General features: G+C 55.9%; 13 protein-coding genes. All 13 read right to left on the bottom strand.

Going from position 1 to position 16,791, the window contains the following annotated elements; translation table 11 throughout:
- Positions 1-46: 46 nt before the first annotated feature.
- Complete coding sequence (gene recN / locus AC5Q5A_RS09035) at positions 47-1,717, bottom strand: DNA repair protein RecN (protein WP_493895031.1); 1,671 nt, start codon at positions 1,715-1,717, stop codon at positions 47-49.
- Positions 1,718-1,977: 260 nt separating this feature from the next.
- Positions 1,978-2,802: an outer membrane protein assembly factor BamD gene (locus AC5Q5A_RS09030; RefSeq protein ID WP_493895030.1), complete on the bottom strand. Its 825-nt coding sequence runs from the start codon at positions 2,800-2,802 to the stop codon at positions 1,978-1,980.
- Between the two features lie 223 nt (positions 2,803-3,025).
- Positions 3,026-3,994, bottom strand: a complete 969-nt coding sequence (lpxC, locus tag AC5Q5A_RS09025) for a UDP-3-O-acyl-N-acetylglucosamine deacetylase (protein WP_083996922.1) — start codon at positions 3,992-3,994, stop codon at positions 3,026-3,028.
- A gap of 335 nt (positions 3,995-4,329) precedes the next feature.
- Entirely contained in the window at positions 4,330-5,985 is a 1,656-nt protein-coding gene (gene ftsZ / locus AC5Q5A_RS09020) for a cell division protein FtsZ (protein WP_493895029.1), read from the bottom strand.
- Positions 5,986-6,175: 190 nt separating this feature from the next.
- A complete protein-coding gene (gene ftsA, locus AC5Q5A_RS09015; RefSeq protein ID WP_493895028.1) occupies positions 6,176-7,387 on the bottom strand; it encodes a cell division protein FtsA in 1,212 nt (403 codons plus the stop codon).
- Positions 7,388-7,658: 271 nt separating this feature from the next.
- Positions 7,659-8,522 carry a cell division protein FtsQ/DivIB gene (locus AC5Q5A_RS09010; RefSeq protein ID WP_493895027.1) on the bottom strand — a complete coding sequence of 288 codons (864 nt, stop codon included), beginning with the start codon at positions 8,520-8,522 and terminating at the stop codon, positions 7,659-7,661.
- Complete coding sequence (locus AC5Q5A_RS09005; protein WP_008889591.1) at positions 8,510-9,424, bottom strand: D-alanine--D-alanine ligase; 915 nt, start codon at positions 9,422-9,424, stop codon at positions 8,510-8,512. The genes AC5Q5A_RS09010 and AC5Q5A_RS09005 overlap by 13 nt, the downstream gene beginning before the upstream one ends.
- Positions 9,421-10,365: a UDP-N-acetylmuramate dehydrogenase gene (gene murB, locus AC5Q5A_RS09000; protein WP_493895026.1), complete on the bottom strand. Its 945-nt coding sequence runs from the start codon at positions 10,363-10,365 to the stop codon at positions 9,421-9,423. The genes AC5Q5A_RS09005 and murB overlap by 4 nt, the downstream gene beginning before the upstream one ends.
- A gap of 7 nt (positions 10,366-10,372) precedes the next feature.
- On the bottom strand, positions 10,373-11,782 hold the full coding sequence (gene murC, locus AC5Q5A_RS08995) for a UDP-N-acetylmuramate--L-alanine ligase (RefSeq protein WP_008889593.1): 1,410 nt from the start codon (positions 11,780-11,782) through the stop codon (positions 10,373-10,375).
- A complete protein-coding gene (gene murG / locus AC5Q5A_RS08990) occupies positions 11,779-12,978 on the bottom strand; it encodes an undecaprenyldiphospho-muramoylpentapeptide beta-N-acetylglucosaminyltransferase (RefSeq protein ID WP_493895025.1) in 1,200 nt (399 codons plus the stop codon). Before murG ends, murC begins: the two co-directional genes overlap by 4 nt.
- A gap of 154 nt (positions 12,979-13,132) precedes the next feature.
- Positions 13,133-14,272, bottom strand: a complete 1,140-nt coding sequence (gene ftsW, locus AC5Q5A_RS08985; RefSeq protein ID WP_008889595.1) for a putative lipid II flippase FtsW — start codon at positions 14,270-14,272, stop codon at positions 13,133-13,135.
- A complete protein-coding gene (gene murD / locus AC5Q5A_RS08980; RefSeq protein ID WP_493895024.1) occupies positions 14,269-15,675 on the bottom strand; it encodes a UDP-N-acetylmuramoyl-L-alanine--D-glutamate ligase in 1,407 nt (468 codons plus the stop codon). Before murD ends, ftsW begins: the two co-directional genes overlap by 4 nt.
- A gap of 12 nt (positions 15,676-15,687) precedes the next feature.
- Positions 15,688-16,776, bottom strand: coding sequence for a phospho-N-acetylmuramoyl-pentapeptide-transferase (gene mraY, locus AC5Q5A_RS08975; protein WP_063088838.1), 1,089 nt, complete (start codon positions 16,774-16,776; stop codon positions 15,688-15,690).
- Between the last annotated feature and the right edge of the window lie 15 nt (positions 16,777-16,791).

The raw sequence follows: 16,791 nt of genomic DNA, 5'->3' as shown, positions 1-16,791 counted from the left end.
CTTTTTGTTCCGTATTCAAGGTTGGGCCGACGTGTTGGCGCCGGGATCAATTGGGTTGTTCAAGCAGGCTGTCGGCGGCGGCACGTGCCTCGGCCGTCACGGAATGACCGGCCAGCATGCGGGCGATTTCTTCGCGCCGCGCACCATCGACAAGGGCATCGACACGGGTCACCATGGTGCCTTCTGCCTCGCGCTTGGCAATATAGAAATGCGTGCGACCGCGGGCGGCGACCTGCGGGCTGTGGGTAATGACAAGGATCTGGCGTTCCTGTGCCAGAAGATGCAGGCGCTGACCAATGGCCGCTGCTGTTGCGCCACCGACACCGCTGTCGACCTCGTCAAAGACCAGACTGGGTACGGCAGAAACACGCGCCAGAACGACCTTGAGCGCCAGCAGGAAGCGCGAAAGCTCGCCCCCCGATGCAATCTTGTTAAGCGCGCCCGGGGGGCTGCCGGGATTGGTGGCAACCGTGAACTGCACCCGGTCAATGCCGTCCTGACCCCATTCTGGTTCTTCAAGTTCGGCAATGTCGGTAACAAAGCGCGCCTTTTCCATGCGAAGCGGCGGCAATTCGGCATTGATCGCGCCATCAAGTTTGGCGGCGGCTTCCTTGCGCGCGGCATGAAGCTTCTCGCCGGCTTCGATATAGGCTTTGCGATATTCGCTTACGGCGGCGGTCAGGCGGCTCAGTTCCTTCTCGCCGAATTCAAGCTGATCGATCTGGGATCGGAATTCCTTCATCAGCGCATTCAGCCCATCGACCGGAACATTATATTTGCGGGCGGCTGCGCGCAGTGCAAACAGGCGTTCCTCGACATTTTCCTGATGGCCGGTATCAAGATTAAGATCGGCCAAGGTGGCCGAGATCGCCCGGTTGGCTTCTTCAAGCTCGATCGCGGCACGATCAAGGGCTTCGATAATCGGTTCAAACCGGCCATCGGCCTTTTCAAGTTCACGTTCAAGGCACCGTTGGGCACTGCGAAGGGCACTTTCGGCACCCTTGCCACGCGAGAGTTCTGTTCCAGCGTCATTCAGGGCGGCAACCAGCTTTTCACCATGCATCAGGAACTGGCGTTCCTCGGCAAGGCGTTCTTCTTCGCCTTCTTCGGGGGCAAGCTTTTCAAGCTCATCCACGGCGTGGCGCAGCCATTCCTCTTCCTCGCGCGCCTTGTCAATGCGGGCGCGGGCGGCATTGAGTTCCTTTTGCGTTTCGCGCCATGCGCGCCAGTGATCGCGCACGGTCATGGCAAGGGCGCCAAGATTGCCGTGGGCATCAAGGGTTGCGCGATGTGTGGTGGGATCAAGGAGGCCGTGTTGATCAAACTGGCCCTGAATTTCGACGCAGTAATTACCAACATCGCGCAGCAGCCCAACCGAAACCGATTGGTCATTCACATAGGCGCGGGACCGGCCATCGGACGTTACCACCCGTCGGACAACAAGGTCTTCGCCCTCAAGATCAATATCCTGATCTGACAGCAGTCCGAAAACCGGGTGGCCCTGCGGCAGATTGAAGGTTGCCGTGACACTGCACTTGTCGCAGCCATGGCGGACAAGGCCGCTATCGGCGCGCGCACCCAGGGCGAGGCCAAGGGAATCAAGCAGGATCGATTTACCGGCACCGGTTTCACCCGTGAGCACGCTAAGCCCGTCGTGAAAATCGAGATCCAGTTTGTCGATAAGGACTACATTCCGAATGCTGAGGCGTCGAAGCATTGCTGGGTACTGATGTTGTTAACGGAGCAGCAGACAGGTACAGCCAAACTTGTTTGTGAATGTGCAGAGTGCCCAATCCCGCCCTGCCTTGCAAGCCTTGCGAAGGCGAAACGACATTCAATCCCGTCGTCCCAAGGGCGTTTGATCAAAATGCAGCGATATCAGACGTTAACCGCAAGTTGTTCTTTTTTTGTTCTATCTTGTCGCAGGGCGGATTGTCAAGCAAACCCTTGGCATCGCGAGGGTTTGCTTAAACGAAATCAGAACAGGCTGGAGATGGCGTTGGTCGTGTCATCCCACCAACTGCTGTCTTCGCGCTCCGGTGCGTCTTCACCAAGCATGAGACTATAGGACTCGCTGTAATACTCGCTGCCCGGGAAGTTGTGACCAAGCACGGCCGCGGTCCGTTTGGCTTCGCCTTCAAGACCAAGCGCAAGATAGCATTCGGTCAGGCGTGCAAGGGCCTCTGGTACGTGGGTGGTGGTCTGATAATTTTCGATCACTGCTTTGAAGCGGTTGATCGCGGCCAGATATTCGTTGCGGTCCTGATAATAGCGCCCGACATCCATTTCCTTGCCCGCAAGGTGATCGACCGTGAGGTCCTTCTTCAGCTTGGCATCGCGGGCATATTTGCTATCGGGGAAGCGGCGGATGACGTCGTCAAGCGCATCCATCGCGTGCTGGGTCATCTGCTGATCGCGGCCGACATCGGAAATCTGTTCGTAATAGGACAGCGCCTTGAGGTAATAGGCATATGGCACATCCGGGTTGGCCGGATGCAACGAGATAAAGCGATCCAGTGCGTTGATCGCATCATCGTATTTGTTGTCCTGATAATAGGCATAAGCCGACATCAGGGTCGCCTTGGTCGCCCAAACCGAATAGGGGTGCTGACGTTCGACTTCGTCAAATGCCTCGGCCGCCTGCTGGTATTCATTGGCGTCAAGCAGATCCTGCGCGCCGTTATACAGTTCGGAAACCGGACGTTCGACATATTCCGGCGCATCATTGCTTGAACATGCCGCCAGCATCAGCGACAGGCCGAAAGTTGCAATGACGTGTTTGGCGCGAACGGTACTTAGCACTGTGACGTATCCTCGAAATTTTTGACGCACTCACCGTAAAATCCGCCGGACTATATCATGCGAAGGGCGTGCTTGGGCAAGTAGTTGTGTCGTCAAATGCCGACTTTTATTCCATGTTAAATGCTGTGACGCGGTTCAGAAGACTGAAAACCAACACCGAAAACAAAAAAGGCGACCACGCGGGCCGCCATTTTCATAATTTGGATGCCAGTGACACCTGATTTCAGGCGGTGGCAAGCATTGGCTCGGAAACGCCGCGCAAGGCCGCCTTGGTCAGCGGAACAACACGATAGGCGTCCTCGTCGGCCAGCAACGCCTGCAGCAGCAGATTGTTGACATGGTGACCGGATTTGTACGCGGTGACCTTGCCCTGCAACTGGTTGCCGGCAGTATAAAGATCGCCAAGTGCATCAAGGATCTTGTGGCGGACGAATTCGTCTTCGTAACGCAGGCCTTCCTCGTTCATGACTTCGTCACCGGAAAGAACAACCGCGTTATCAAGCGAACCACCACGGGCAAGACCGGCAGAACGCATGGCTTCAACTTCATGCAAGAAGCCAAAGGTGCGCGCACGTGCGATATCGGCAACAAACACGCCGTCATCGAACTTTACGGACATGCGCTGGTTGGCAATAGCCTTGCTGGCGAAATCAATCTCGAAATCGATCTCGAACCCGTTGGCCGGCTCAACCCGTGCGGTGCAGCCGTTATATTCGACTTCAACCGGTTTAAGGACTTCGATGACCTGACGCGGGGCATCAAGTTCTTCGATGCCAACGCAATCAATCAGGAAGTTAAACGGGGCGGAGCTGCCATCCATGACCGGAACTTCGTCGGCATCGATATCGATCAGGACGTTATCAATGCGCGTCCCGGCAAGGGCGGCCATCAGATGTTCGATGGTCCCGATCTTGATGCCCCGGGCTGCATCACCAAGGCAGGTGCAAAGACGGGTATCGATCACGCCATCGTAACGTGCCGGAAACAGCGGCTGGTCATCCAGGTCCGTGCGGCGGAATACAATGCCATGATCGGCAGGGGCAGGGTGAAGGGTAATGCGGATCTTCTGACCGGAATGCAAACCAACACCGGCACAGCCGATAGAGGCTTTGAGCGTGCGCTGGAGCACATAACCGTCGCCGGAAAAGCCAGTCTGCGTGATAGCAGAACCAAGATCGGCAATATTGTTCACAGGAACCCCCAAATCAGGTCAGTCAGTTTGTCATCAATCAACGTCAAAGCATGTTCAAAGCCATCTTCAAATTGGATGGCCCCTGCTTTGTTAGTTTGGAACACTACTGTTGATCGAACAATCACTCAAATCACTCTTTGTTACGCTTTGTAAACTTCATAGTGCTTTGAAATTAATGGGTAAAATGTATTTCTGCAGTGCATCTTGCGCCGGTTGTAACCTTGTGGTTCACGGACTTTGGTCACAATTGCCGAATTACAGCGTCATCCAAGCTGGTGCGTCCAAAAAAAAGGGGAAGGCATTAAGCCTTCCCCATCTTCGCGCGGAGATCGTCGTCAGTTGGCCTGACGACGAAGGAAGGCCGGAATTTCAAGAAGGTCGTCAGACGCGCCTTGCGTCTTGCCCCGGGAAGAAGGCTCCTTCTTCATGACATGTTCGCTGTCCTCACCAAGCGGCATCTCGGTCTGGCGTGGCGCAGGAGCCTGCGGCTGCGAGACTTTCGGCTCCGCATAGCTATGCGGTTCCTTGGCGGTCTTGTTCTTGCCAAACAGGCTGCTCAGAACAGAACGCGGCGAGGTTGCATTCTGGGCATCAGCTGCCTCGAATACGTCCGGGCTGTGCTGAGCGTGCTCAGCTTCGCTTGGCGTTACAGCACGCGGCGGAATGAAAGCCATGTCGCCGTTGCTGGTGGGTTTCTGGACCGGCTTGTCTGCACGCAGAACGGGTTTCGGTTTCAGGACCGTCTGGCCCATCTCAATCGACCCGGTTTCCTGTGCTTCGGCCTGATGGCTGATTTCCGGCTGCTGTGCGCTGCCGGTGGCAGCAAAGCGATCAGCAGGAATGTGATCAACCGACGCACCACCCGCATAGTCACCAGCACCCGTGTTGTGGGCAGCAGCGGCTGCTGCGTTGCCCGCACCATGCTGTGCGAAGGACGGTGCCGCGGCTGGCTGTTCTGCCGGCTTCTGGGAAACAGGCTGTGCAACAGAAACAGTGGTCGGCTGCGGACGGCGAACTTCTTCGGCGTCTATACCGGTTGCAACAACAGAAACGCGAAGCGCACCTTCGATGGTCGGGTCGAAGGTCGAACCGAAGATGATGTTGGCTTCGGATGCAACTTCCTCGCGGATGCGGTTGGCGGCTTCGTCAACTTCATACAGCGCCATATCCATGCCGCCGGTGATGTTGATCAGGACCGCACGGGCACCCTTCATGGATGCATCTTCAAGAAGCGGATTGGCTATTGCAGCTTCGGCAGCCTCAAGTGCACGTTTTTCACCCGATGCTTCGCCAGTACCCATCATGGCTTTGCCCATCTCGCTCATGACAGTGCGGATATCGGCAAAGTCAAGGTTCACAAGACCCGGGACCATCATAAGGTCGGTAATCGAACGCACACCGTTGCGCAGAACGTCATCTGCCATCTGGAAGGCATCTGCGAAGGTTGTTTTTTCATTCGCGACCCGGAACAGGTTCTGGTTCGGAATGATGATCAGGGTGTCGACATACTGCTGAAGCTGTTCGATACCCTGTTCGGCGGTGCGCATGCGGCGCGTGCCTTCGAAATGGAACGGCTTGGTAACAACGCCAACGGTCAGAATGCCGGCTTCTTTGGCCGCACGTGCAATGACCGGGGCGGCACCGGTACCCGTACCACCGCCCATACCGGCGGTGATGAATACCATGTGGCTGCCTTCAAGCTGCGCCTGAATTTCTTCAATGGATTCTTCGGCGGCGGCACTACCCGCATCCGGACGTGCGCCTGCACCCAGCCCCTGGGTAATCTTGCGACCAAGCTGCATCTTGCGTGTTGCTTTTGCCTGGGTCAGGGCCTGAGAATCGGTGTTGGCAACAACAAAGTCACATCCTTCAAGTTCGGATGCGATCATGTTGTTAACGGCGTTGCCGCCGGCACCACCGACACCGATAACGGTGATCTTTGGTTTTAGGTTTTCTTCCGTTTCAGGAACGGAAAAACTGATTGTACTCATTGTTTGCTCTTCCTCTCCGCGCTTTAGAGCTGAGGGTCCTACACAAGCCTTCCCTTTGCCTGTGCGTGCCAGAAATACTTCGGGCACAAAGACCTCCGAGTCCGTTTTAGCTGGCAAAGAGTTATTGCCTTCTTAATGCGGCTAAAAGTTTTCGGGAAAATGGATAAAAAAGTGCGTTTGGGCGTGCGAACTAGAAGTTCTCTTTGAACCAGGCACCCAAACGGCCCCAACGCCCACCCGATTGACGGATTTGCGCCATGGCTTCGCTCAGCGGGTCATTCTGTTGGGCAATAGCCCGCAACAGCAGCCCCGAACAGGCCGAAAAAGCCGGTCCGGCGGTGGCTTCGGCAAGGCCCGAAACACCGTGCGGCAGGGCAATCGTGGCCGGACGTTCAAACATCTGACTGGCCAGATCGGCAATCGCGTTCAATTGGCTGGCACCACCGGTCAGAACGATGCTGCGTCCACCGATTTGCGACAAGCCGTGTTCTTCCAACTGATCGCGGATCAATTCGAACGTTTCTTCAAGTCTCGGCTTGATGATGTTGATCAGCATCGAGCGCGGGACATGATTGAAATTGTTTTCGTCTTCATCGCCGATGGTCGGAACCGCGAGGATTTCCTGATCATCGGATGGCGAGGTCAAAGCACTGCCATGCAGGGTTTTCATGCGTTCGGCATGATTAAGCGACGTATTAAGCCCATAGGCGATATCGCGCGTGACATGAGCACCACCGACCGGGATCGAGGTGGTGTAGACCACCTGACCGGCATTAAAGACCGCCACACTTGTGGTGCCTGCGCCCATATCAATCACGGTCGCGCCCAGATCGCGCTGATCGGCTGTCAGGGCCGAAAGACCCGATGCCAGCGGGGTGACGACCGTTTCCTCAATCGCAAGGTGGCAGCGTGCCAGAAGGGTGCCAAGATTGCGCAGCGGTGCGGTTTGCGTTCGGACAAAATGCAGATCAAGACCAAGGGTCGATCCATACATGCCGCGCGGATCATTCATGGTGTTAGCACCGTCAAGGCGGAACCCCAACGGGACAGTATGGATCAGCTCATCGCCAGCCTGACGCAGAAGGGCTTCCTTCTGGTCATTGAGTTTCCGGATCTCAAGATTGCCAATCGGACGGGAGCCAAGCGGAAGCTCAACCGTGTGGGTTTCGGATTCCGGTCGACCGCCAGACAGATTGACAATGACTGAGTCGATGGTCTGACCCGCCATTTTTTCAGCGGCGTTGACCGCGGCAAGCACGACTTCCTGCGCGGCATCAAGATTGGAAATTGATCCACTTTGCAGGCCCTTGGACATGTTGTGACCAATGCCGATGATTTTCGGCGGTTGGTCCTTTTCACGTCGTGCAATAAAGCAGCAGACCTTGGACGTTCCAATGTCCAATGCCGCAATCAATCCTGATCTGGTTTTGCCGCGTGCCAATTGAATGCTCTGAATTTTTATGGGTTATGTGGTCGGACTTTTTTGACCGTACCTTATTAAGCCTGTTTTCGACCAAAAGCGGTTGCAATTTGGTTAAGGCAGACCGTCGCATAACGCATCTTCATGCGAAACTACGCAAAGAATGTGGAAAAACAATCATGATATTGCGCAAGTCAGTGCCTTAAGCGTCTGAAGCGGGGTGCAGGTTGGGGAGAGTGTCGGGGCGGTCAGTTCAGACCGCGCCCTCCTTCTTTGGCGGATTGCGCCTTTGTTCCGCGGCACCGGGTGTCAGGCGGACAAATGTCCGGTCGGGAAGGCGCAAGTCAACAATCAGAACATCGCGATCAAGGATACTGTGTTCGCGATCAAGGACTTCAAGACGCTGCCATGCCTTTTCCATGTTTTCTTCAGGCAGGCGAATGAACATGCCGTTGGCAAGCTGGATGTTCCAGCGACGATGCCCGATGCGCTGGGCACCGGTGATTTGTTCATAAAGGTGCGGGATAGATTGCAGGGTGGTCAGCATCTCCGCCGCACTTTTCGGTGCGTCGTCACCGACAAGAACCGGCAGATCAAGGTAATCACCAAGTTCGTAATTCTGAAGTTGCTCGCCATCGCCATCGATCAACACATGATCGCGGCCCTCGGTTTGCCAGATTGCCAGTGGTTTGCGCTCAACAACCGAAACGATCAGCGTATCGGGCAACTGGCGTTCGACGGTAGCACTTCGTATCCATGAAAGCTCTTCGATCCGTTCGCGGGCGGCGTCGACATCAAATGTAATGATCGGCGTGCCCGGTTTCTGTCCGATGGCTGCCAAAAGGGCATTCGGGTCGGTTTTTTCGCGACCTGAAACTTCGATATTCTTGACCGTCATGCCAAACGCGGCAGAAAGCCGAACACTTTCCTGCGTTGCCATGCTCATCCATTTATCGGCCTTGCCGGTGTAAACAAGGGCTGTCGGAACAATCACGATGGCACCAATGAAGCCGGTCCACCACATGACCCGCGCGATCTTTTTGACGTTGGTGCCAACGCCATGTTGCTTATCAAGCTTTTCGCGCCGTTCGCGGGCCTGTTCTTCTAGCGTTCGCACGATGCATCCTCCACCATCCATGCAACGATGTCGGCAAAGCTCATGCCGTCGTGGCGTGCGGCATCCGGGACCAGTGATGTCGGCGTCATGCCCGGTTGGGTGTTAATCTCAAGGATCACCAAACGATCGTTTTCCGGGTCATAGCGGAAATCGGCGCGTGCCACACCCCTGCAACCAAGCGCCTTATAGGCTTCTTCGGCGTGACGTTGCAGACGATCGCGCAAATCGCCTTCGATGTCGGCAGGAACGATATGTTCTGAGCCGCCCTGGGCATATTTGGATTCAAAGTCATAGAAGGCATGATTGCCGGTCAGGATTTCGATGACTTCCATCGCCTCGCCATCCTTAACGGCAACGGTCATTTCGCGCCCGGGAATGAATTCTTCCTGCATGACGCCGTCACCATGGACCCAATCACGGGCCAGCATGTTTTGTTCTTCCTCGGCCGTCAGGATGATTTCAACCCCGACTGAGGATCCCTCGTTATTGGGTTTCAAAACATAGGGCGGTGGCAATGCCTTGCCCGATGCGATGTCTTCGCGCGTGACCCATACATGGCGGGCACAGGGAATTTCATATTCGGCAAACATTGCCTTGGCGGACATCTTGTCCATGGCAATTGCCGATGCCCGAACACCGGAATGGGTATAGGGGATGTTCATGATTTCAAGCAGGCCCTGAACCGCGCCATCTTCGCCCCAGCGGCCATGCAGGGCATTGAAAATCACATCCGGTTTGGGATCAATGGCCGCCAATTGATGGGCAAGATCACGGTTTGCGTCGATTTCGGTGACTTTATAGCCCTTCTCGCGCAACGCCTTGGCGCATTCGCGCCCCGAGGACAGGGAAACTTCCCGCTCTGCTGACCAACCGCCCAGAATGACAGCGACATGTTTGTTCATGCGTCTTTTCCTATGATCGAGTGGCCAAGGCGTTCGCCAATGCGCCGGATTTCCCAGCGCAACTCAACGCCGCTATGTTCTTTGACCCTTCTTCGGACCTCTTCGCCCAACTGTTCAAGATCAAGGGCGGTGGCATCGCCCTTGTTGATCATGAAGTTGCAATGCTGTTCGGACATTTGCGCACCTCCGATGGTAAGTCCCCGGCAGCCGGCGGCATCAATAAGCTCCCACGCACGATCAGGCAACGGATTGGCAAAGGTCGATCCGCCTGTGCGTGATTTGATCGGTTGCGATTCCGCGCGCGCCTTCTGGATTTCATCCATGCGTTTGGCGATGTCTTCGGGATCACCGGACGATGCGCGCAAGATTGCGGTTGTGAAAATCCAGTCTTCCGGCAGCCCGCAGTGGCGATAGGTCATATTCATTTCATCGGGCGTGACGGTATGAATGTTGCCGCTGCCATCAATTGCGGTTGCCGATACAAGGACATCCTTGATTTCGGTGCCATAGGCCCCGGCATTCATGCGTAACGCCCCGCCGATGGTACCCGGAATTCCAGACAGAAATTCCAGACCGGCAATGCCGTTCATCTGTGCAGTTTGCGCAACATTAAGATCAAGCGCACCGGCACCGGCGTGAACCGCGCCATCTTCAACCACCACATCGGTAAACGGGCGGCCAAGGCGGATGACAACGCCACGAATGCCGCCATCGCGCACCAACAGGTTAGAGCCAACCCCGATCACAGTTACCGGCATATCGGCCGGTTTGCCTTTCAGGAAGGCGGCAAGGTCGGCTTCGTCTTCTGGGCGAAACATCACGTCTGCCGGGCCGCCAACCTGAAACCAGGTGACTTTGGCAAGTTGCGCACCTTCACGCAGCTTGCCACGCACCTTGGGCAGGCGGTCTATCAGGGGCGTATGGTGTTTCGGCGTGCTCATATCTGCCTCAGTTCTTGATCGCTTCAAGTTGGGCGGGCAGGGCATTTGCCCATGCGCTGATGGAACCAGCACCAAGGCAAACGACAAGATCGCCCGGCTTTGCTTCGGCTTTGATGACTTCGGCCAGTTTTTCTGGACCTTCGAGTGCGCTGACATGGCGATGGCCACGGTTGCGCAGGCCTTCGACAAGAGCATCACGTGATGCGCCTTCAATCGGGCTTTCACCGGCTTCGTAAACGTCGGCAACGATCACGCTGTCAGCATCGTTAAAGCAGGTGCAGAAATCTTCAAACAGGTCATGCAGGCGCGAATAACGGTGCGGCTGAACCACAGCAATCACGTTGTTCTGGGTTGCCTGACGGGCAGCCTTTAGCACCGCCTTGATTTCAACCGGGTGGTGACCGTAATCGTCGATAATGGTGACACCATCGACTTCACCGGTTTTGGTGAAGCGACGTTTAACACCGGTAAAGCCATCAAAGGCGGAGACGATTTTCTCATCCGGGATGCCAAGTTCAAGCGCGACCGTGATCGCCGCCAACGAGTTGGAAACGTTATGATCGCCCACCATCGGCAAACGGACATCCTTGATCACGCGTTCTTCGCTATCGACGCGTTCGCGGATGACAACGTCAAAGACCGTGTCACCGATATTGGTGCGAACATTAACCGCACGTACATCGGCCTGCGGCGAAAAGCCAAACGTGAAAATGCGACGGTCCGTGACGCGCCCGATAAGCGCCTGGACTTCGGGATGGTCGATGCACAGAACGGCAAAGCCATAGAACGGGATGTTCTGAACGAAGTTCTTGAAGGCTTCGCGCAGTTGATCGAAATCTTTCCAGTGATCCAGATGTTCCGGGTCAATGTTGGTCACGACTGAAATCGTCGACGGTACTTTGACAAAGGTACCATCAGACTCATCGGCTTCGACCACCATCCAGTCACCTTCGCCCAAACGCGCGTTGGTACCGTATGAATTAATGATCCCGCCATTGATCACTGTCGGATCAAGGCCAGCCGCATCCAGCATGGTCGCAACAAGCGACGTTGTCGTGGTTTTGCCGTGCGTGCCGCCAATCGCAATGGCCGCCTTAAGGCGCATCAGTTCGGCCAGCATTTCAGCACGACGCACCACCGGGATCATTGCGGCCCGTGCGGCAACGACTTCTGGGTTGGTCGGCTTGACGGCGGTTGAAATCACAACAACCTTGGCGTCTTCGACGTTTTCTTCCTTGTGGCCGACAAAGACCTTGATGCCAAGGGCGCGCAGGCGCTGCACATTGGCATTGTCTGAAATGTCCGACCCCTGGACGGAATAGCCGAGGTTATTGAGGATTTCGGCAATACCGGACATGCCGATGCCACCAATACCGACAAAGTGGATGGTGCCGATGTTGAGCGGCAGGGTGTTCATTGAGAGTCTCCTCGGTCTTGCGTCATGTTCTTGTTATCGGGGCTTCCTGCCGGGTTCAGGCCCAGCATATCAAGCACCATGTCAGCCAATCGCTCCGCGGCGTTGGCGCGCCCGCTGCTTTTGGCGGCCTTTGCCGCACGGGTAAGCGCCGCGGGGTTGGTTAAAAGTTTTGCCAGGCGATCAGTGACGGCCTCGCTGCTAAAACGTTCTTGTGGCATCAGCCACGCACCACCCGCGTCTTCGATCTGCTGGGCATTGTAACGCTGATGGTCATCAATGGCATGGGGCAGGGGGACCAGAAAACCCGGACGTCCGGCTGCAGTCAGTTCCGCCACGGTCGACGCCCCTGAACGGGCAATGACCAGATGGCAATCGCGCAGGCGTTCGGGAATGTCATTGATGAAGGATGCCAGGGTCACGTCGATTTGTGATCCGTCATAGGTCTTGCGCACCGTATCGATATCTTCTTCGCGCGCCTGCTGGGTGACGATCAGGCGTTTGCGGATGGCTTCCGGCAGGTTTACCAGCGCGGTTGGCAGAACTTCCGACAGGATGCGTGCGCCCTGTGATCCACCCGTGATCAGAAGGCGGATCGGACCGTCGCTGGTCGGGGCCTCGTACTCGGTCGCGGCAAGGGCAGCGACCTCAGCACGGACAGGATTGCCGGTCCAGATCACTTTGGCCTCGTCACTTGATGCAATCATCGTGACCTTGGCAAAGGATGTCGCGATGCGCTGCGCGTTGCTTGCAACGAGACGGTTGGCGCGGCCTAAAACCGCGTTTTGTTCATGAATGGCATAGGGAATTCCAAGCCATTTGGCCGACATGGTCGCCGGGATAGAGGCATAACCACCAAAGCCGATCACGGCCGCGGGTTTGGTATTTTTGATCCGTTTGCGGGCCTTAAGCGTGCCAAGGCCAAGCCGGGCCGCACCGATCAGGCGGCCCTTGATGCCTTTGCCGGCAATGCCGCCGGCCGGCAGGATGACGGTTTCGACGCCGTCAACGCCCTCGGTATAGCGTGCGGCCCGGGCATCGGTGAAAAACAGGACCTTTGCACCATGACGCACCAGCGATTTGGACAAGGCAACAGCCGGAAACATATGCCCGCCAGTGCCACCGGATGTTACGGCGATCACCTGACCTGCGAGCGGTGTCTCGACGGCAGAAAGTTCTGGGTTAGCGAAGTCAGTCATCTTGTCCACATCTAAAACGACGGCAGTGCGGGGAGGGTCCCCAACAGTTACCCCCATCAGAACCCGACAAAGGTTAATATCCCTTCAAACCGGGCGTGGAATAACACCTGATTTTGTCGTTTTGATGCAGAAAGTTTTAAAGGGGTGATGGCGATTATTCGCCGGGCCGTTTTCGCGTCAGTGCCAGAACAAAGCCCATGCCAATCGCAATGCCAATCGTGGCCGATCCGCCATAGGAAACGAACGGCAACGTCATGCCCTTTGGCGGAACCAGTTGCAGGGTGGAGGCCATGTTGATCACAGCCTGCAAACCGAACTGAACCAGAATGCCGGTAACGGCCAGAACCACGAAAAGGTTGCGTTCCCCCATCAGGCGCGAAAGACCGCGCATGATGATAAAGGTAAAGACACCAACGACCAGCACACAGAACAGAAGCCCGAATTCCTCGCCCGCAACAGCAAAGATGAAGTCGGAATGGGCATCGGGGATGGAGTTCTTGACCCAGCCTTCACCCGGGCCGCGGCCCATTATGCCGCCACTCATGAAGGCTTCCATGGATCGTTCAATCTGATAGCTGTCACCGGATGCCGGATCAAGGAAACGATCCACACGCGACTGAACGTGCGGCAGGATCAGATAGGCTGTTACTGCCAACCCGACCGCGCCAAGCCCCAAGCAGAACACCAGAATGATCGGAAGTCCGGCCAGGAAGATCTGCACCGACCAGATCGAGGTAATAACAACAGTCTGGCCAAAGTCTGGCTGGATCATCAGAAGGAAGATGCAAACAGCCAGCATCAGGCTTGAAACTATATAGCCCGGGAAGTTCGGGTTCAAACGTCCTTCGGCAAACATCCAGGCAATGACGACCGCAAAGGCCGGTTTGAGGAATTCGGACGGTTGCAGGTTAATCCCGGCAACGTTGATCCAGCGTACTGCGCCCTTGATGTCTGATCCGATGAACGGGGTGATGATCAGCAAAAAGAGCACACCCAAGAACATGAAGGAGGCCAGACGTCGCACCCATTTCACCGGCAATAGCGAAATGGCAAACATGCAAACCGTTGCCATGCCAAGGAAAACGAACTGGCGGGTGACAAAGTGGAAACTGTCAACATTAATGCGATCAGCAACCGGCGGACTTGCCGACATCACCAGAAGCGCGCCAATCCCCATCAGAAGGATGATGGCGGCGAGCAACCAGCGATCGACCGTCCACCACCAGATCCCCAGAACCGAGGTATCGGCACGCGAAAAGGCGATATTCGTGTTATGACCAAACAGGGACTTCATGCGTTTGCCTTCCTGGTCATTTCACCACCCGCCAATGCTTTGTACAAATCGCGGAAGGCGTCGCCGCGCGCCTCAAAGCTTTTGAACTGATCAAAGGATGCGCAGGCCGGGGTGAGCATCACCACCGGTTTGTCATCGCCACTAGCCTTGGCGTCGGCAAAGGCCTTTTTGGTTGCGACATCAAGGGTTTCGCATTTTTCCCACGGCAGATCACCGCCAAGGGTTTCGGCAAATTCGTTGGTCGCAGCACCAATCAGATAGGCTTTCTTGATGTGGGGATAGAATTCCTGCAATCCCTCAATGCCGCCTTCCTTGGGTTTGCCACCGGCAATCCAGTAAATGTTGCGATAGGCCGAAAGCGCCTTTGCCGATGCCTCGGCATTGGTGGCCTTGCTGTCATTAACAAACACAACACCGTCAATGGTGCCGAGCAATTCCTGTCGATGGGCCAGACCCGGGAAGGACATTATCCCGTCAATGATCCGGGTGGCATCCACACCACGCGCACGGCACAACCCATAGGCAAAGGCAATGTTTTGCCAGTTATGGCGTCCGGGCATGTGGGTGACGGTCGCAAGGTCCAGAATACGGGTTTGCGCGCCAGTCATGTCATCAATCAGCCAGCCATCCGCATCAACATAGATGCCGTGATCGACCGGCTGTTTGACCGAAACCTCGATGATGTGACGACCGCCTTCACGGGCCAGCTCAACCGCCATTTTGGCACACGGCTCGTCATCAACGGAAATGATCGCCCATTTCGGACCCTTTGCACGTGCAAAGATCAGGTGCTTGGCGCCGATATAGCCATCCAGTCCGCCATGGCGGTCCAGATGATCCGGCGTGATGTTCAAAAGTGCGCAGGCATCAAAGGCTGCATGTTCCAGCAGTTCGAGCTGATAGGATGACAGTTCAAGCACGAGGCAATCATCGGCGGTGGAGGGGGCAAGTCCAAGGGCTGCATTGCCAAGGTTGCCGCCCGCCTGCGTCTTGATCCCGGCCTGCCCGATGATGTGGGCGGTAAGTGCTGTGGTGGTTGATTTGCCATTGGTGCCGGTGATGGCAAGTGTTGGGACATCGGGCTGTGCTGTGCACAGCAATTCAACGTCGCAAATGATCGGTTTGCCCGCGCGGCGTGCCTTTTCAGCCGCCGGATGCGGGGTCGGGAAGGTGGACGGAATACCCGGGCTGATCACCAGCATGTCGGGTTCTGTCCAGTCACATTCCGCCAGATTGATCGGGGCAAGGCCAAGCGGTTCAAGCTGTTCACGCGATGACATATTGTCATCCCACGCCCAGATGACGGCACCTGCATTGATCAATGCCTTCACACTGGCAAGTCCGGATTTCCCAAGACCCAGAACCGCGATGGTTTTGCCGCGCAGATGTGAAAGATCAATCAATTCAGTATGTCCTTAACGAAGCTTCAGGGTTGCAAGTCCAACCAGGGCAAGGATCACGGCAATGATCCAGAACCGGATCACGATGGTCGGTTCCTGCCAGCCCTTTTTCTCGAAATGGTGATGAAGCGGTGCCATGCGGAACACGCGTTTGCCGGTCAGTTTGTAGGACCCGACCTGAATGATCACCGACAGGGTTTCCAGAACAAACAGACCACCAATGATCGCCAGAACCAGTTCATGCTTGGTGACAACCGAAACCGCACCCAAAGCCCCACCAAGCGCGAGGGATCCGGTATCCCCCATAAACACCATCGCAGGCGGGGCGTTGTACCAAAGGAAACCAAGGCCAGCACCAACCAGGGCGCCAAGGAAAATGGTCAACTCACCAGAACCGGCAACGTAATGGACCTGAAGATATTCGGCGAACTGAACGTTACCGATCAGATAGGTAATCAAGGCGAAGCTTGCCGCCGCAATCATCACCGGCACAATCGCCAGACCATCAAGGCCATCGGTCAGGTTGACGGAGTTCGAAGCACCGACCATGACAAACATGGCAAACGGCACAAAGAACCAGCCCAGATCCAAAAGGAAATTCTTGAAGAACGGGAAGGCAAGGGCGGTCGAAAGCGGATCGGCGGTGTTATACGAAATCCACCATGCGGCAAGGGCCGCGATGGAAAACTGCCCAAGAAGCTTGAGCTTGCCCGGAAGGCCTTTGGTGTTGCGCTTGGAAACTTTCAGGAAGTCATCAAGGAAACCAAGGAAGCCATAGCCGATGGTGACCAGCAAAACCGCCCAGACATAAGGGTTGGTGAGGTCGGCCCAAAGCAGTGTGGCAATCGATGTTGACAGCAACAACAAAAGCCCGCCCATGGTCGGCGTGCCTTTTTTGGTCAAAAGGTGGCTTTCAGGGCCGTCTTCGCGGATCGGTTGGCCTTCGCTTTGTTTGGAACGCAACCAGTTGATCAGGTGCGGGCCGATCACAAAGGCAAGCACAAGCGACGTGATGATCGCACCACCCGTACGGAAGGTGATATACCGAAACAGGTTCAGTACCGGCATCTGATCAGCAAATTGATAAAGCAGATTATAGAGCATTGCTCTGGTCGTTCC

It is taken from the genome of Thalassospira sp. CA1 (genome assembly GCF_059052855.1).
This window is presented reverse-complemented; position numbering and strand designations above follow the sequence as displayed.